Annotated in this window: 12 protein-coding genes; 11 read left to right on the forward strand and 1 reads right to left on the reverse strand. The window is 68.7% G+C overall.

Annotated features, from left to right (window positions below):
• The first annotated feature begins 43 nt into the window (after positions 1-43).
• From ACFPFQ_RS41255 to ACFPFQ_RS41295, 9 genes are all read left to right on the forward strand, one after another.
• Positions 44-1468: an O-antigen ligase family protein gene (locus ACFPFQ_RS41255; RefSeq protein WP_379628716.1), complete on the forward strand. Its 1425-nt coding sequence runs from the start codon at positions 44-46 to the stop codon at positions 1466-1468.
• On the forward strand, positions 1465-2541 hold the full coding sequence (locus tag ACFPFQ_RS41260; RefSeq protein ID WP_379628717.1) for a glycosyltransferase family 4 protein: 1077 nt from the start codon (positions 1465-1467) through the stop codon (positions 2539-2541). Before ACFPFQ_RS41255 ends, ACFPFQ_RS41260 begins: the two co-directional genes overlap by 4 nt.
• 2 nt (positions 2542-2543) lie before the next feature.
• Positions 2544-4832, forward strand: a complete 2289-nt coding sequence (locus ACFPFQ_RS41265) for a glycosyltransferase (protein WP_379628718.1) — start codon at positions 2544-2546, stop codon at positions 4830-4832.
• On the forward strand, positions 4829-6748 hold the full coding sequence (locus ACFPFQ_RS41270; protein ID WP_379628719.1) for a glycosyltransferase: 1920 nt from the start codon (positions 4829-4831) through the stop codon (positions 6746-6748). The genes ACFPFQ_RS41265 and ACFPFQ_RS41270 overlap by 4 nt, the downstream gene beginning before the upstream one ends.
• Positions 6749-7019: 271 nt before the next feature.
• Entirely contained in the window at positions 7020-8906 is a 1887-nt protein-coding gene (locus ACFPFQ_RS41275) for a heparinase II/III domain-containing protein (protein ID WP_379628720.1), read from the forward strand.
• A 19-nt stretch (positions 8907-8925) separates the two neighbouring features.
• On the forward strand, positions 8926-10794 hold the full coding sequence (asnB, locus tag ACFPFQ_RS41280) for an asparagine synthase (glutamine-hydrolyzing) (RefSeq protein WP_379628721.1): 1869 nt from the start codon (positions 8926-8928) through the stop codon (positions 10792-10794).
• 841 nt (positions 10795-11635) lie between these two features.
• The gene (locus ACFPFQ_RS41285; RefSeq protein ID WP_379628722.1) at positions 11636-12334 is read left to right on the forward strand and encodes a polysaccharide lyase; all 699 of its coding nucleotides are present in this window, start codon (positions 11636-11638) and stop codon (positions 12332-12334) included.
• Positions 12335-12406: 72 nt separating this feature from the next.
• Entirely contained in the window at positions 12407-13237 is an 831-nt protein-coding gene (locus ACFPFQ_RS41290; RefSeq protein WP_379628728.1) for a polysaccharide lyase, read from the forward strand.
• 117 nt (positions 13238-13354) lie between these two features.
• Positions 13355-14413: a glycosyltransferase family 2 protein gene (locus tag ACFPFQ_RS41295; protein ID WP_379628723.1), complete on the forward strand. Its 1059-nt coding sequence runs from the start codon at positions 13355-13357 to the stop codon at positions 14411-14413.
• Positions 14414-14471: 58 nt separating this feature from the next.
• On the opposite strand, the gene ACFPFQ_RS41300 is transcribed toward ACFPFQ_RS41295, so the two are convergent.
• Entirely contained in the window at positions 14472-16106 is a 1635-nt protein-coding gene (locus ACFPFQ_RS41300; protein ID WP_379628724.1) for an oligosaccharide flippase family protein, read from the reverse strand.
• A gap of 95 nt (positions 16107-16201) precedes the next feature.
• Between ACFPFQ_RS41300 and ACFPFQ_RS41305 the strand changes: the two genes are divergently transcribed.
• On the forward strand, positions 16202-17674 hold the full coding sequence (locus ACFPFQ_RS41305; RefSeq protein ID WP_379628725.1) for a polysaccharide pyruvyl transferase family protein: 1473 nt from the start codon (positions 16202-16204) through the stop codon (positions 17672-17674).
• A 50-nt stretch (positions 17675-17724) separates the two neighbouring features.
• Positions 17725-17994 (forward strand): helix-turn-helix domain-containing protein (locus tag ACFPFQ_RS41310; protein ID WP_379628726.1); only part of this gene is annotated, 270 nt, incomplete at its 3' end.

A 17994-nucleotide genomic window follows, 5' to 3' on the forward strand; every position in this document is an offset into this window, starting at 1 on the left:
GCCGAACCCGGGTTCGTTCGGACAGCGCGAGCATCCTGCACGGGTGGCCGGAGCACTCGTAGTCGCGCTGGTCGTCATCGTGGCCGGCGTCTTCGCCGCACCGGTGTCCGGGCCGCTCGGGCTGATCGTTGTCGTCGCGGGCGGGGCAACCGCTGCGCTGATCCTCGGATCTCCGCTGGCCGCACTCGTGATGCTGATGATCACCTCGTTCCTGCGGCTCGCCCTCCAGGTCGGCGGGCTGCCGGCGGAGCCGATGGTGCTCATCCTGTGCGCCATGGTCGTCTCGGTGCTGTTCGCCGTCATGCGCGGATCGCAGCAGTTCCGGTTCGGAGCGCTCGAGGCGGCGATGCTCGCCTACCTGCTCTGGAATGCGCTCTCGGCGGTTGTGCCGCATGCGCTGCCCGCCGTCGTCCCCGGCACCGGCGAGACGATCTCGGTCTTCCGCTTCATCCTGACCGGCACCGTCATCCCCTTCGCGGGGTTCATCGTCGCGCGGGCCACCCTGCGGGTGGAGTCACGGGTCCGCACCATGATGATCGGGCTGGTCGTCGTGGCCGCCTACTCGGCCGTGGTCAGCATCCTGCAGTTCACCGGGCCGGACACGCTGGTGTGGCCGCGCTACATCGTCGATGCCCCGAGCTATCCGGAGCGTGCGGTCGGCGTGGTCAACCAGCCACTCGTCAACGGCTTGATCATGGTGGCCGGGTTCGTCACAGCGATGTTCCTCGCCCAGCATCGCAGCCTGCGCCTCCCCGTGCGGCTGCTTGTGTTGCTCGCTGCCCTGCTCTGTCTGCCGGGCATCTACCTGACCAAGACACGGGCCGCATGGTTGGTGTTCGGGCTGGGTGTGGTGCTCTGCGCCGTCTTCGCTCGCCGGGCCCGCCCCGGGTTCGTAGTGACGCTGCTCGCGGCAGCGGTGTTCATCGGAGCGAACTGGGCCACGTTCACCAGTTCCGACCGGGAGGCGGGTGGCGTCGGCTCCGCCGGTGAGGTCGACGATCGGCTCAATACCGCGGCGACATCGTTCTGGGCGATCGAGCAGGAACCACTGGCCGGGTGGGGAATCGGCCGGTTCACGCAGGTCAACACGACCTATCACAAGCAGTGGGAGCCCAACATCGACTTCCGGAGGGGATACTCGATCTCCTCTCACGAGAACGAGCTGGGCATTGCCGCCGAGCTCGGGCTCGTCGGGCTCGCGCTGTGGCTACTGGTGTTGGTCCTGCTGTTCCGGAAGCTGCTGGTGTCGGTACGCCGGTTGCCCGTGCACGGACTCGCCGGCCGAGCGCTGGGTTTGGTCGCACTGACCGTTTTCGGGACCTGGGTGGTGAGCGGTTTCACCGCAGACCTGCGGTTCTTCGACTTTGCCAACCTTCTGACGTTCGTGCTGATCGGAGCAACCGTGGGTGCTGCGGACGAGGTCGAGCCCTCCTCCGGTGACCGCGTCGCGGTGGAGGACCCCCGATGACACGTAGCGAACGGGCACTCTGCGTATCGACCAGCACCCAGACGCGGGGCGGTATCGCGACCTACGTCCGCATGATGCAGGACACCGAGCTGTGGTCTCGCTGGCAGATGCGCCAGATCGTCACTCACCGCGACGGAAGTGCTGCGGCGAAGATTCTGGCGTTCGCCTCGGGTTTCGGCCGGTTCACGGTCGAATTGCTGGTGCGGCGTCCCGATGTCGTGCACCTGCACATGTCCTCCTACGGGAGCTTCGTCCGCAAGGCGTTGATGTTCTGGACGGCACGAGTGGTCGGGGTGCCCTCGATCGTCCATGTCCACGGATCGGAGTTCGACGTTTTCCACGACCGGCTGCCGCCCCCGCTGCAGGCAGTGGTTCGGGCAACCTTCACCCACGCCTCCGCGGTGGTGGCGCTCGGCGACCGCTGGGCCGCTCGACTCGCCGTGATCGCCCCGGCAGCACATGTGACGACGGTGCCCAACGGGGTGCGCGTCCCGGGGTTGCCGGTCGACGCCCGCGAGGGTGGTCTGCACGTCGTCTTCCTCGGTGAGATCGGCGAACGGAAGGGCGCGTTCACCCTCGTCGAGGCTTGGGCGAAGCTTGCGGCCGAGCCCCACCTGCTGGCAGATGCGCACCTGACACTGGCGGGCGACCGTGGCGGTGATCGCGCGACCGCCCTCGCGGTGGCCCGTGATGTGGCCGACTCGGTCGAGGTGCGCAGCTGGCTCTCACCCGCAGGCGTCGACGACCTGCTCGCCGGTGCGGATGTCTTCGTCCTGCCGTCTCGCAGCGAGGGCCAGCCCATGGCGCTGCTGGAGGCGATGGCGCACGGGATGTGCGTGATCGCCACCGATGTCGGTGGCATCCCGGAGATGATCGATGACGGCCGTTCGGGGCTGCTGATACCGCCGGACGACGTCGAGGCACTCGGCGCGGCACTGCGCCGGGTGCTCGGTGATGCAGACCTGCGCAGCGCGCTCGGCCGGGCGGCGCGGGAGCGGGTGCTTGCCGATTTCGACCTCGATGTCGTCTGGCGCCGGTTCGACGCCCTCTACCGGGATGCGAGCAGAGCATGAGGATGCTCGCCAGAGCACCGCGCCGGCTGGGCCCGTTGCGGGTTCTCTTCGTCGTCCCCGACCTCGGTGTGGGTGGCGCCGAGCGTCACGTCGCGACGCTCGCCCCGGCGCTCGATCCGGCTCGCTTCACGGCATCGGTGGTCTGCATCGGCGACGAGGGCGCACTCTTCGCCGGGCTTGCCGCCGCTGGAGTTCCGGCAGGGGCGCTGCATCGCCGGCGCAACCCCCTGCTCGCCCTGATCGGGCTCGTCCGGCTCATGCGCCGGGACCGGCCGGACATCGTGATCACCCGTGGCTACAACGCCGAGGCTCTCGGCCGCATCGCGGCGCTGCTGACCAGGGTGCCCCGTTCGGTGGTCTGGGTGCACAACTGCGGTGACGTCGTGCCACGTGGCCGGGTACGCACGGTGGTCGACCGGCTGCTCGCGCCGGCAACCAGCGCCTACTATGCGGTCGCGCACGGCCAGCGGCCCTACCTGACCGGCGAGCTGGGCTACCCCGACCCCAAGATCGAAGTGATCCACAACGGCGTCGATGTCGCGCGGTTCCCGCTGGCGGTCGCCGATCCGGCGCTGGCGGCGGAGCTGGGTGTCGACCCCGCGGCCCCGGTGATCGGGATCGTCGCGGTCCTGCGACCGGAGAAGGATCACGAGACACTCCTTCGCGCCACCCGCCTCGTCATCGACGAGGTACCGGACACCCGGCTGCTGGTGATCGGGGACGGGCCGGTTCGCGGCGAGTTGGAGCGGCTTGCCCGGGATCTCGGCATAGCGGACTCGGTGACGTTCCTGGGCACGCGTCCCGATGTGGGCCGGCTGCTGGGGCTCGTGGACGTCGTCGTGTTGAGCTCGCACACCGTCGAGTGCTTCCCGATGGCGCTGCTCGAAGCGATGGCAGCGGGGGTACCGACGGTCGGCACCGCGATCGGCGGGGTTCCCGAGATGATCGACGACGGTGTCACCGGCCACGTCGTCCCACCGCGTGATCCGCGGGCGCTGGCCGATGCACTGGTGAAGATGCTGCGGGACCCGCAGCGGTCGGCTGCCATGGGACGAGCAGCACGCCGTCGGGTGGAATCGCTGTTCACCCTCGACCGTTCGGTCCGCGGCGCGGAGGCCGCGCTTGCGCGTACCGCCGGTCGAACGCCGGTGCAACGCCCGGTGCAGCTGGCGGTTGTGCTCGACCTGACGTTCGTCGGCGGCGCCGAGATGGTCATGCTCAACCTGTTCCGGCAACTCGACCGTTCGATCGTGGCTCCGCGGCTGATCTGCCTGCGTGAGGAGGGTCCGCTGGCGGCAGACTTCCGGGCAGCCGGCGTTCCGGTCGACGTGCTCGAGCGATCCGGACGCTACGACCTCAGCACGGTTCCCCGCCTCGTGCGATCGCTGCGGGCCCAGCGGATCGACGTCGTCATGGTCGCGCATCACCACCGCGCCGCACTCACGCTCGGCAGACTCGCTGCTCGCCTCGCGGGAGTGCGGGCCAACATCGTCGCCGCACATGACATGGACCTCAGCAGGGTCGGCGGGCGGGTGCTGCCCAGGCATGACGTCGAGACGCTGTTCCTCTCCGACGCGCTGGTGCTGCTCGCCCCGAGCCAGGGCCGCTACCTGCGTCGGGAGGAGGGAGTCGGGCGGTACCCGTGGCGGCAGGTGCCCGAGGTGGTCATCCCCAACGGGATCGTGGTTGGGCCCCCGTCCTCGCTCGCGGCTCGTACCGGTGCCCGGGTCGCTCTGGGGCTGGACGCCTCGCACACGGTGCTCGGTATCGTCGCGAGGCTGTCGTCGCAGAAGGACCATGGCGTGCTGCTGCGCGCGGTGGCGAAGCTCGCCGCCGACCGGCCGGGCCTGCGCCTCGTCGTCGTCGGCGGCGGTGAGGAGGAGGCGCGACTGCGCGCACTCGTCTTCGAGCTGGGCATCGAGAACAGGGTCACGTTCACCGGTATCCGCCGGGACGTGGCCGACCTGCTGCCCGGGTTCGACGTCTCGTGCCTGTCCTCTGTGCACGAGGGCGCCCCGCTCACGGTCCTGGAGTCGATGGCGGCGGGGCTTCCGGTGATCGCGACCGACTGCGGCGCGCTGCGGGACATGGTCGCTGACGGCCAAGAGGGATTCATCGTCCCGGCCGGCGACAGCGCGGCCTACACCGCGAGCCTTGCCCGGCTCGTCGATGACCCCGCCCTGCGTACGGAGATGGGCGCGCGAGCCAGAGCCCGCGCCGAACGCGAGTGCTCGATCGAGCACACCGTTGCGGGCTATCAGGAGCTGTTGACGAGGTTGGTGGCGCGATGACCCGGATTCTCATCCTTGTCGAGAACCTGTCCGTTCCGTTCGATCGGCGGGTCTGGCAGGAGAGCCGTGCGCTCGTCGACGCGGGGTACGACGTCGTCGTGATCTGTCCGATGGGCGCGAAGAACGACACCGAACCCGAAGTCGTCATCGACGGCGTGCGGATCCTGCGCTATTCGTTGCGGGCCGCGACCGGAGGCCCACTGGGCTATCTGCGTGAGTACGGCCTGGCGCTGTGGCACACCACGCGGCTGGCCCTGCAGGTGCGCCGGGAGGGTCCCGTCGCCGTTGTCCAGGCATGCAACCCGCCGGATCTGCTGTTCCTCGCGGCGCTGCCGTTGATGGTGCGCGGCGCGAAGTTCGTCTTCGATCACCACGACCTGGTGCCGGAGCTGTTCCGTTCCCGGTTCCAGGGCGGCGGCGAGTGGCTGTTCCGGGTCGCGGTGCTCCTGGAGCGCATCACGTTCCTCCTCGCCGACGCGGTGATCAGCACCAACGAGAGCTATCGGGCCGTCGCGATCAACAGGGGTCGCAAGCGTCCCGATGTCGTCCAGGTCGTTCGTAGCGCACCGGACCTCGCGCGGTTCCGTCCGCAGGAACCGGATCCGGCGTTGCGGCGCGGGAAGCAGCACCTTGCGGCGTACGTCGGTGTCATGGGTCCGCAGGACGGCGTCGACTACGCCTTGCGGGCACTCGCGCACCTGCATCAGGACCTGGGGCGAGACGACCTGCACACGATCTTCATGGGCGGTGGTGACGCCCACTCGGACATGGTCAGGCTGGCCGGCGAGCTCGGCCTGCACGACCACGTCGAGTTCACCGGGCGGGTGTCCGACGAGTTCCTGCAGCGGTGCCTGTCCACCGCAGATGTCTGTCTGTCCCCGGACCCGAGGAACCCGCTCAACGACGTGTCCACGATGAACAAGGTCGTGGAGTACATGGCGATGGGGCGACCGATCGTCTCGTTCGATCTCGTCGAGGCCAGGGTCTCGGCGGGCGACGTCGCCGTCTACGCGCCCGCGAACGACGAAATGGCTTTCGCCAAGGAGCTCGACGCCCTGCTCAACGACCCGGACCGGCGCGCGGAGATGGGCGCTGCCGGCCGGAAACGGGTTGCCGACGAGCTTTCCTGGGACGTGTCGAAACGCAATCTCATCGGGTTCTACGAGCGGCTCGTGGGGCCGGCGCCGGACATGAAGGAGACGAGCAAGGTGGCCTATCAGGGAGCCGCTCTCGAGGACACCCACGCGGGCGCACAACACTTCTGCCGCACCGTGACGGCACTCGACGCGGTGCCGGCCGCGCCGCGCATCCTCGTGGCCGGATGTGGTCTCGGGCATGAGGCCAAACACATCTACGACACCCTCGGCGGTCGGCTCGTCGGGGTCGACATCGGCGGGGCGTGGGATCCGGCCATCGCCGAACTCGACAGCGGGGCGTTCCGGCTCCTCGACGCATCGGTGCAGGAACTCCCGTTCCCCGATGACTCCTTCGACCTCGTCTTCTACCACCACGTGATCGAGCACGTCCCCGATCCGGCCGGGAGCCTCGTCGAGCTGGCTCGGGTGCTCCGGCCGGGCGGTCTCATCTACGTGGGCACACCCAACCGGCACCGCGCGGTGGGGTATCTCGGTTCGTACGACTCGTCATTGCGCGACAAGCTGCGCTGGAACGCCGCCGACTGGCGGGCTCGGATACAGGGCCGGTTCCGCAACGAGTTGGGTGCGCACGCCGGATTCGCGGAGAACGAACTCCGGGGCCTCCTGGAGCGCAACTTCACCGGTGTCGAGTTCCTCACCGCCGGATACCTCGATTTCAAGTACGGCTCGCGGCTGCCGGCCAGCGTGCTGTCGGTGATCGGACGGCGGCCGGTACGGGACGTCATCGCGCCGTCGGTGTACGCCGTCGCCCGCCGGTGACAGCGGCAGTGTTGTGGTGACCGTGAAGGATCGACTGAGCTGGTACGTCGCTCGGGGGCGCGCGATGAGCCCTGGCGAGCTCGCTTGGCGGGTGTCGTCGCAGGCAATCGCGGCCACCACACCGCTGATCGCACGCGGCCGCCCGCCGGCGTTGCTCGCGAGTGATCAGGACTGGAGAAGCGCCTACGAGCGCTTTCGATCCGCGGCGGACCGGCCGGTAGTGCTGGACAGCCGACGGGTCGGGGAGCAGACGGCGACCGCTGCATCGCAGGTGGCTGCGGTCGTTGCGGCGGCCGACGACGCGGTGCAGGGTCGGTTCGCGTACTTCGGCGCCGCAGCCGTGCAGTTCCCCGGACCTGACATCGACTGGAATCTCGACCCTCGCACGGGATATCGCTGGCCGCTGGTCGCGGCGTCGGGCATCGATCACCGCACCCACCCTGGAGATCCGAAATGGATCTGGGAGCTCAACCGGCTCCAGCATCTGCCGTGGCTCGCACAGGCCTGGCTGTTCAGCGGCGATCAGCGCTACGTGGACGCCGCATTCGACCAGCTGGACGGGTGGATCGCTCAGAATCCGACGGGCCGTGGGATCGCCTGGCGCGGCGCCTTCGAGGCGGGTGTACGCGCCATGTCGGTCGCCATCGCGCTGCAGGGACTGCGTGATGCTCCCGGAATGACGCTCGAGCGGTACCAGCGAGTCCTTCGCATGCTCGCGGCGAGCGCCACCTACGCATGGCAGGGTCGCTCGCGATTCAGCTCGGCCAACAACCATCTTCTCGGTGAGATGGCCGGACTCGCCACCGTCGCGATTCTCCATCCGGAGCTCGCACAGGCGCGGCGGTGGGAGAGCCGTGCGGTTGCGGTGCTCGCCAAAGAAGCGGACCGACAGTTCCTGCCCGACGGCGCCGGTGCGGAGCAGTCGTCGTCCTACCACGTGTTCGCCGCCGATCTGCTGGTCGTGCCGACGGCGCTGCTTGGACTGCGCGGGGACCGCCGGCCGGAGCGGATCACCGACGCGCTGCGGCGCAGTGCGCGTTACCTGCGGACCCTCGTCGGCGACGGCGATCCGCTGCCGCGCTACGGAGATGGTGATGACGGCTTCGTTCTGCGGCTGCACGCAGACGCATTGCCCGAGATCGGACGCCATCTGGCTGCAGTTGCCGCGCTCACTGGTGAGCCGCTGAACCAGCCGGATCTCGCCGCGACCTGGCTGACGGGTACGACCCCGGCGCCGAGAACGCACTCGGGTGCCGTCGTGCGGGAGTTGTTCGCCCGTGACGGCGGGCTCGTGATGCTGCGCAGGGCCGGGCTCCGGGTGACCATGGACGTCGGCCCGCTCGGCTATCTGTCCATCGCCGCCCACGGGCACGCCGATGCGCTCGCGGTGACGTTCACCCTGGACGGTCAGGACATCGTCGGTGATCCCGGCACGGGCACCTACTACACCGAACCGGAATGGCGCGAGTCGTTCCGCGGCACCCGCATGCATCCGACCGCCTCCGTTGATGACCTCGACCAGTCCGTTGCGGGCGGCACCTTCCTCTGGACCCGGCACGCGGCCACCACCGTGGGTTCGGTCGACATGGCCCGGGGTGTTGTGGACGCGCAGCATGACGGCTACACCAGGCTGGACGGTCCGGTCATCCACCGCAGGTATCTGGTCGCGCCGCCCGAATGGACGACGACCGTCGTGGTGGTCGACCTGTTCACCGGCAGCGGCACCCACCGGTTCCGGACCGCATGGCCGCTCGCGCCCGATCTCACGGTGCGGACCGACGCTGCGCACCATCGGATCGATCGCGGTGAGGCCTCGGTCCTCGCGGTGACGACGGCCGCCACCGCGACAGCCACGCCCTATGCGGTCTACGGAGACGAGCAGCAGCGGTTGGGTTGGTGGTCGCGCTGCTTCGAGTCTCGGGTACCGGCTTGGCTCGTGGGCACGGTCGTCGAGGATGCGGCTCCGCCGCTGGCGGTTGCCAGCGTGTTCACCACCGCTGGGGGGCCGCTGCCCGACGGGCTGGAGGTGCAGGTCGTCGGAGACGTCATCGACGTCAGCTGGCGACACGGTAGCGATACGGCCGGTGTGCGGATCGACACGCGCACGCCGGGAGCGGCGTCGTACGACCTGAAGCCGCTGACGAACGGGAGAACCTGAAATGCGCGGGTGCGGCTGAATGTGCGGAATTGCCGGGATCATGCAGTTCGACGGCGCACCCGCGCCCTTGCCGCTGCTCCGGGAGATGACCGAGTGTCTCGTGCATCGAGGACCGGACGCGGACGGGTACTGGACGGCCGGACCCGTGGGGTTCGGACACCGACGTCTGTCGATCATCGATGTCGGCTCTTCCGCCCAGCCGATGTCGACCCCGGACGGGCGGCTGTCGATCTGCTTCAACGGTGAGATCCTGAACTATCAGAGCCTTCGTGAGGATCTCGCCTATCCGTTCCACACCGGCGGTGACACCGAGACGCTGCTGGCAGCACACCGCATCCATGGCCTCGGCGCCACGGAACGGCTCGCCGGACAGTTCGCCTACGCACTGCACGACGCGGCGTCGGGCGAGCTGCTGCTCGTCCGTGACCGGATGGGCATCCTGCCGCTCTATTTCCACATCGACGGCACGCGGATCGCATTCGCGTCGGAGATCAAGGCCCTGCTGCCGGCCGTCCGAGGTGGTGCGGAGATCGACACCGCCAGCCTCGACGACTTCCTCGCCCTGAGATCGGTGCCCGCGCCGCACACGCTGTTCGCCGGTGTGCAGAAGCTTCCCGCCGGTCACCGGCTGCGGGTCACCGCCGCGGGCGGGGTCCGGATGGAGCGTTACTGGTCCATCCCGGCTGGCACGCGATCGAACGTCGACCACGCCGAAGCCGTCGACGAGGTCGCGACAGCACTGGAACGGGCGGTCCAGTCCGCGCTGGTGTCCGATGTCCCACTGGGTGCCTACCTGTCGGGTGGGGTCGACTCCAGCCTGATCGTCGCGATCATGTCCAAGCTGCGGGGCGGGGCTCCGGTCGAGACGTTCGCAGCGGGGTTCGGCGACCCGCGGTTCAACGAGCTGCCCTATGCCCGTGCGGTCAGCGAACAGTTCGGGACCCGCCACCACGAGGTGGTACTGGCGCCGTCGGACTTCGCTGACCTGTGGCCGAAACTCACGTGGCACCGAGATGCGCCAGTGTCGGAACCGTCCGACTTCGCGGTGTACCGCCTCGCCGAGCTCGCTCGCCAGCACGTGAAGGTCGTGCTGTCCGGCGAAGGCAGCGACGAACTGTTCGGCGGCTACTCCAAGTACCGTATGGCGCCCATGCTCGCTCTGGCCGGGCGGGTTCCCGCCGCCCTTCGCGTTCCGGTCGTCAATGCGGTGCAGCGCCGACTACCTCCGTCGGTGGCCCGCGCACGTATCGCCCTGCGCACCCTCAGCGGGATTACGGAGGAGGACCGGATCCGAACGTGGTTCGCCCCCTTCACGGGTGCCGAGCGCCGCGAGCTCGTCGGACGTTGGGAACCGCATCCCCGTGAAACGCGGCGGCATGACGGCGATCTGATCCGGCGCATGCTCGCCGAAGACTGTGCTTCGTGGTTGCCCGACAACCTGTTGGAACGTGGAGATCGGATGTCGATGGCGGCCTCCCTGGAACTCCGCCCGCCGTTTCTCGACCAGCACCTCGTTGAGCTCGCCTTCGGACTGCCGTCATCGGTGAAGGTGCGACGTGGTGTGACCAAGTGGATCGTCAAGCAGGTGGCTCGTCGCTACCTGCCGGATTCCATCGTGGATCGCCGCAAGGTCGGATTCCGGGTCCCGATGGACGACTGGTTCCGGGGCGGGCTGCAGGACATGGCGTGGGACCTGCTCACCGGCCGCGACTCGCTCGCCGCCACACTCATGGACCGGGCCGCCGTGCTCAGGTTGCTGGAAAGGCACCGATCCGGGATCGCGAACGAGGAGGCGCGCATCTGGCCGTTGCTCTCGCTGGAGGTCTGGCACCGCACGTTCTTCCGGGATCCGGTACCGGCGGCGGAGTCCACGGGTCGGCCCTCCTGAAGGGCCGGGATCTCGCCGATGCGCACGGAGACCAGCAGACTGCGCCACCTGGCCGCGGCCGTGCGGGTGACATCGTTCTCAGGTTGGTCTCTCATGGTGACCGTCGGGCGCAGGAGGCGGCGCGTCCGGCGTGGACGACGCCCAGATAGGCAACCAGCGCCACTGGGGACCCGTGAGATGTGCCGCCATCAGGAGTGCCGTTCCCCGCGTTGCGGTGCCCACAACGGACCGTTCGTCCCGGTGGAAAGCCACTTCGGCCTGATCTTCATCCGATCAGGTGTGCGGTTCTCAGTCTGTCGGGGGGCAGCCCCAGGGGTCCGTAGCGCTCCGCATCTGACCTGGCGATACTCGGCGCGCTCCCTAGCAACCCCTACGTGCCCACGAGAGGAACGTGATGCGACGCCTCCCCGCTCTTGCCGTCGCCATCGGCGGACTCTGTGCGGTGCTCCTGACGTCGGCCTGTGATCCCCAGCTCGAGGCCGCGGCGAGAAATGCCGCGGCGAGCCGGCCGTCCTCAGTTGCGCCTACATCGGATCAGTCGTCCCCCCGAACGACGCCCCCGTCCGCACCGTCCGACCCGTCGGCGGACCCATCCGACCCGTCGGCGGACCCGTCCGACCCGTCCGACCCGTCCGACGTCGACGCGACGTCGGGGACGGATACCAACACGCTCCGTCAGTTCGGTCACGTCTCCGATCGGCGACGTCACCCTCGGCAGCCTCCCGCCTCCTCGACCCCTACACCGGTGCCGACCCCGAAGCCGACGACGACTCCCACCCCGACCTCCACGCCGGTACCCACAACGCCGCCCCCGTCCAACCCGTCGACGGGTCCCCGGCCGATGAACGAGGTCCTGTGGACCGGTGACGCCGAGACCGGTGATCTCTCGCAGTTCCAGGACGGCCCGTGGAACGACGTCGGCGGAACCCAGCCCAAGGTCGTCACCAGCCCGGTGCGCGACGGCGGCCACGCCATCGCGCTCGGTCTGACCGGTGCGACCACGGCCAGCGACGGCATCTGCTGCGGATCCCGCAACGAGCTGTTGCCGAAGTTCCGAGACCTCGAGGAAGGCGACGACCTCTACTTCGGCTTCTCGAACTACCTCGCGCCCGGGTTTCCGACGAGCGGTGGCTGGCAGCTGATCACCCAGTTCAAGCAGAACTTCGACGGATCGCCGCCGCTGGGCCTGTACGTCGAGGACGGGCAGTACAAGATCGAGGGTGGTTACGGGTACCCGACGGGTCCCAAGCCGTTCATGAAGCCGCTCAGCCCCGCTCCGACCGGTCAGTGGGTCGACTGGGTGCTGCACGTCAAGTTCTCGGCAAACCCCGCGATCGGGTACGTCGAGGTGTGGCAGAACGGCAATCTCGTGCTGCCCCGGTTCGCTCCCACCTCGGGCACGATGTATCCGGGTACCGGAGGCCGAGCCGGCAGCTACGTCAAGACGGGTCCTTATCGTGACCCGAGCATCACCGCTCCCGGAACGATGTATCTGGACAATTGGCGCATCGGTACCTCTCGTGCCGCGGTTGCTCGCTGACACAGGCCGATAGCGGCTTGGGCAGGCTCGGGCAGTGGTGCCGATCGTGGCACCATTGCCCGGGTGGGCACCATGTCTGCCGGTTCGAGGGATCGCCGGCTTCGATCCCGGCTCGTTGCGGCACTCTGCGTCACCGCAATGGCCTTGTTCGCCGGGAGCTGCGCGGACGACGCCGCGGCCGCGCCCATCTCGTTCGTCCCCGTCCCGGACCGCACGCTCTGGGTCGGTGATATCGAGACCGGCGACCTCTCGCAGTTCCAGACGGCACCCTGGAACCTCGTTGGTGGGATCCCGCCCGCGATCGTCGAGGCGCCGGTGCGTGATGGCAGGTACGCGGTAGCGCTCGGTATCGGGGGCATGAGCAAAGCCTCCGACGGGATCTGCTGCGGCTCACGTAACGAGCTGCTGCCGGCATTTCGGGATCTGGTATCGGGCGACGATCTCTACTTCCGGTTCTCAACCTATCTCGAGCCGGGGTTTCCCGTCGAAGCCGAATGGCAGTCGATCACGCAGTTCAAGCAGAACTTCGACGGGTCACCGCCCCTGGCGTTGTACGTGGAGCAGGGGCAGTACCGCCTTGAAGGCGGGTACGGTTATCCCACCGGACCACGCCCGTTCAACCTGCAGCTCGCGGCAGCGACCACCGGTAGGTGGGTCGACTGGGTGCTGCACGTCAAGTTCTCCTCGGACCCTTCCGTCGGCTATGTGGAGATATGGCAGGACGGCAAGCTGATCCTGCCCCACTACGCGCCGGCCACCGGAACGATGTACCCCGGTCCGAATGGTGTGGACGGGAGCTACCTGAAGATCGGCTACTACCGGGATTCGGCCATTGCCACGCCGGGCACCGTCGTTTACGACGACTGGCGCATCGGCACCACGCTCGCCGCAGTTGAAGGTTGAATCGATCACGTGAGATGGGCCGACCAGGCGTAACACACAGTGCGTCGGTCCCGACGTCCATGTCGACGAACAGCCGGTGCCAGGGTTGGGCTGTTCGACGGGAGGAAGGACCCTCATGTGACGGTCGAGGAGCAGGCCAGCCCCGCAAACGGTGACCGCAACGATGCGCCGGCCGTCAGTGTGATGTGTTCCGCGTACAACTGCGAGGCCTACCTCGCACAGACGATCGAGTCGGTGCTCGCCCAGACCTTCGGGGACTGGGAGCTCATCGTCGTGGACAACGGTCGGTCGGATGCGATCGCCGACATCGTCGGTCGCTACACGCGCGATCCGCGCGTCCGATTGATCCGTCAGGAGAACCGACGGCTGGTCGGCGGCATGACCACGGCCGCATCCGCGGCGCTGGGCAGGTACCTGGTCCCGCTCGACAGCGATGACCTGTTGACGCCGGACTTCTGCCGTCGCATGGCCGAGGTGCTCGATGCCCGGCCCGACATCGACGTGCTCTCGTGCGACTCCTACCTCTTCGTCGATGGCGAGGAGCGCGACATGGCGCGGTCGTTCCTGCGCCGGTCGACCGGATTGGATCATGCACTGACGCTGGCGGATCTGGTCGGCGAACACGATGTCGTCCCCTACTTCGCCGCGTTTCGCCGCGAGGCGTGGTTCGCCGCGGGCGGATATGCACCGGGTACCGACCTGGTCGAGGACATCGCCCTGTTCCTGCGGCTGGTCAGCTCCGGGCACGACGTCCGAGTTCTGCCTGAGCGGCTGACGCGCTACCGCATGCGTGACGACTCGGCGTCCCGTGATCCCAGCGCGGTCGACGCCTTCGAGCGCAACCGGGAGCTGGCGTACGTCAGCGCCGCCGAAGCCTCCGGCGATGCCGCCACGATGCGAGTCCTGGATCGTCGACTCCGTGGGCTGCGCTACGAGCAGGCGCTGCGCCGGGCGCGGTGGGCCTTCGTCAACGGCGATGTTCCCGCTGCCCGCCGCGCGGCCCGCCGCGCCTTCCAGCAGCGCCGGACGGCGCGGGGAATGCTGGTCATCACCGGCCTCGGGTTGTCCCCGGTCCTCCTGCGCCGCATTCACCCGATGAAGCAACAGCTCACGGCACACGCGTCACGAATCGCGGCCCGGATCGTCTCGCGGCGCCTACGTGACTCGACGCGCTGACCGATCGGGTGCACGTCGGTTCCGGGACCCCGAGATCGGTCGTCGGTCAGCCGGTCGGTCAGTCCGTGTCGGCGCCGCGGTCATTCGTGACTCGTACCCGGTGTTGAGCCCGGTTGGCTGAACAGCCTTTCGCCGCTTCGGTCCCCGACAACGGCGGCCCGGCCGATCCGGCTGGGCGTCCGTCGGCGCGGTGGCGGGCCCGCGGCGCGGGGGTGTTCCCGCGGCGCAGTGCACCATAGAGCTGCTTGAGCGCGGCAGGGGAGATGATGGCCAGCACGCCCAGATAGACGACCAGGAAGGCCAGCCCCTCCAGCGCGAGGAGCGCCAGCGCGACGGGCAGCGGCCGATCGTCGGCGTTGAGCACATCGCGCTCGAGCAATGCCACGCCCGCCGCGGCCAGCACAGCTGCTGTGACCGGGAGGATCGTGGCCCGCATCACGTCCTTCGCGCGCGTACCGAGAACACCGTGCGCGCCGACGACGCACTGGATCCCGACGACCAGTGCCGTGATCGACACGGCGAGTCCGACCCCGACGAGTCCGAACGGGATCACCATTACCAGCAGCCCGAGCCCGAGGACGATCTCCACGGCCGTGAAGCGGTTGATCAGCGACGTCCGACCACTGCCCTTGATCGCCTCCTCGCTGACGGAGGCGAACCCCTTGCCCAGCCCGAGCCCAGCCATGGCGGTGACCAGGATCCCTGCTCCGCGCCACGGTTCACCGAGCACGATCACGACCAGTGGCTCACCGATGGCGAACATCAGTCCGGACACGGGCGCAGCACAGATCGTCACCGCGCTCAACGCACGGATGTAGGCGGCCCCCAGCCGCGCGCCGTCGCCTGCGATGCGCGAGAAGGCGGGGAACAGCGCGTAGGCGACGACCTCGATCAACGCGTTCGCGGGGACACGAGCGATCCGCAGTCCGTATCGGTACTGCCCGAGTGCGACGGTGTCGACCGCCCGGCCCACCACCAGAGCCTCCGCCAGCTGACGCGCCTTCGACGCGATGGACGCGGTGATGAGCGGGAACCCGTAGCGCGCGAGGGTGCGCCACATCTGTATCGAGGGCTGCGCGCGGCGAGGCCGCCAGCCGCACAGCAGCCACACCGTGACGAGCAGGGTGAGGTAGGAGGCGTACGTGCCGGCGACGAGACTCCACGGCCCGGCACCCAGTGCCGCGAGCGTGATCGTCACGGCCGCGAATGCGATGGCGATCGCCGGCCCCACGATGAGGCGGCGCTGGACGCTGAACTCCCGTTGGAGGAACGCCTCCGGTACGTTCGCCGCCGAGTACAGCAGGAGGCCGCCCGCCGACGTCGCGGCAATGAGGCCGGCCGTGGAGCTGTCGAAGATCAGAGCGATCAGGGGTGCGGCGGCCAACGCGCACAGGCTCAGCACGAGGCCGGATATCAGCGTTGCCCAGAAGACGGTCTCGGCGGCCTCTTCGACGTCGTCCTCACGGTTGACGAGCGCAGAACGGAGCCCACCCTCGGAGAACTCCGCGAGAAACGCCGTGAGCACGGTGCCTGCGGCGAAGATGCCGACCTCTGCGGGACTCAGGAGCCTGGCAACGACCACGGTCTGGCCCAAGGCGATGATCTCGCCCAACGCCTGCGCCACCGCTGAGGCCAGTGCCACCCGTCGGATCCGACCGCCGAGTACCTGCGCACCGGACTGTTCCACCTTCACCAGCGATCCCCTCGGCAGCAGGGCGGTTGCCGATCCGGCGGGATGACGCGATGCACATGATGTGGGTCGGCTGCACGGGGTGTGGTGTTAGCGGTGTGAGCGCGATTGCGGTTAACCAACTGGACCGTTGCAGCGACTCACCGTGGAGCGGGACTCGGGTACGCGGTCAGCACCTCGCACAGAACTGGATTGTGATGAAGAAGGACGTGTCGGTCGGGCCCCGGTCCGAGGACGGCGCAGGGCTGCGGATCGTCGTCCAGAACGGCGAGTACTGGATGCGCAACAACGGTGATCTCGCGATGTTGGAGGTCACAGTGGGCCGGCTGCGCCAACGTTGGCCGCGTGCCGTGATCAGTGTCCTGACCAGTGCCCCGTCGTTGTTGTCGGCCTACGTCCCCGGAGTGGAGCCGATCTCGGACGGCCGCTTCTCCTCGGTGGTGCGGCCGATCTGGACGTTGAGCGCCTGGCTGGGGCCCGCCACTGTCGGACCGTTGTCGGTCGGCTGGCTGCATGCTCGCAAGAGCCTCAGCGAACGACTCCGCGGCAATCGACTCCGCGGGGCAGGCCGGTCGGTCCCGGATCCGCCTGTGGAGCCCGGATCGGCACCGAGTCCGGGTGATCTCACCGACGCCGATCTGCCGGTGCACCCGGACGTGGCTGCCGCCGTGGGTGCCGCATCACTCGTTCTGGTCATCGGCGGCGGATACGTCTGCGACGTCGATCCCGCCCAGGCGGCCCGGACCTTCGGCGTGCTTGCCGCGGCGGCGACCCACGGTGTGCCCGCGGCCATGGTCGGTCAGGGCTTGGGGCCGCTCGCGGATCCGACGTTGATGGCACACGCTGCCCGGGTGTTGCCCGGGGTTGACCTCATCGCACTGCGGGAGGGGCGCAAGGGACCTGCCCTGCTCGATGAACTCGGGGTCGCCGCGGAGCGCGTCGTCGTCACCGGTGATGACGCCATCGAACTCGCCGACTCGGTTCGGCGAGCCGAGACCGGCGAAGGTATCGGAATCTGCCTGCGGGTCGCGGAGTACTCGCCGGTTGGTGCTCGGGCGGTAACGGTCGTCGGGGCGAGCGTTCGGGCGGTCGCGCGTGAGCACGGCGCACCACTCGTCCCGCTGATCATCTCGGAGTACCGGGCCGAGGATCGGCGCTCGACGCTGCCGTTGATCGAGGGGGCCGACCGCGCAGTCCCGCCGCTGGGGCCATTCGTTTCCGCGCGGGACGTCGCAGCACGGGTGTCGCGCTGCCGGGTCGTCGTCACCGGCGCCTATCACCTGGCGGTGTTCGCGCTCGCCCAGGGGATTCCCGTCGTCGGACTGACGGCCTCCGCCTATTACGACGACAAGTTTCTCGGCCTGCGCGACATGTTCGGGGGTGGGCTCGAGGTGGTGCACCTGGACGCACCCGACCTCGACACCCGACTCCGACCTGCGATCCGCGAAGCCTGGGACAGCGCCCCTGATCTGCGGGAACCGCTGCGGGCGCAGGCCCAGATCCAGATCGCGTCGAGCCGGGCGACGCTTGATCGGATACTGAGCCGGGTCGAGTCCCATAGTCTCCGCTAGTGTCTCGTGTCGTAACTCTGTTTACGGTTGATGCTGCGAGAGAATGAGGTATGTCGGTTGCTGCGCCGCTGGTGCTGCGTGAGGGTGATCGTTCTCGGCTGGAGGCGCTGACCCGGGCGCCTTCGATCAGGGCTGGGATCGCGTTGCGGTCGCGGATCGTGCTGTTGGCCGCGGACGGGTTGCCCAACGCTGAGATCGCGCGCCGGACCGGGACGAGTCGCCCGACGGTGGTGGACTGGCGAGCTCGCTATGACGCTGGTGGGATCGCGGCGTTGCAGGACATGTCTCGTAGTGGTCGGCCACCGGAGATCGACGAGATC

The organism is Pseudonocardia sp. GCM10023141, from assembly GCF_042653605.1.

Bases quoted from the DNA above. Each gene is read 5' to 3' on its own strand.
- ACFPFQ_RS41260 (WP_379628717.1), top strand. From the start codon at position 1,465: ATGACACGTAGCGAACGGGCACTCTGCGTATCGACCAGCACCCAGACG.
- ACFPFQ_RS41265 (WP_379628718.1), top strand. From the start codon at position 2,544: ATGCTCGCCAGAGCACCGCGCCGGCTGGGCCCGTTGCGGGTTCTCTTC.
- ACFPFQ_RS41270 (WP_379628719.1), top strand. From the start codon at position 4,829: ATGACCCGGATTCTCATCCTTGTCGAGAACCTGTCCGTTCCGTTCGAT.
- asnB (WP_379628721.1), top strand. From the start codon at position 8,926: ATGTGCGGAATTGCCGGGATCATGCAGTTCGACGGCGCACCCGCGCCC.
- ACFPFQ_RS41285 (WP_379628722.1), top strand. From the start codon at position 11,636: ATGAACGAGGTCCTGTGGACCGGTGACGCCGAGACCGGTGATCTCTCG.
- ACFPFQ_RS41290 (WP_379628728.1), top strand. From the start codon at position 12,407: ATGTCTGCCGGTTCGAGGGATCGCCGGCTTCGATCCCGGCTCGTTGCG.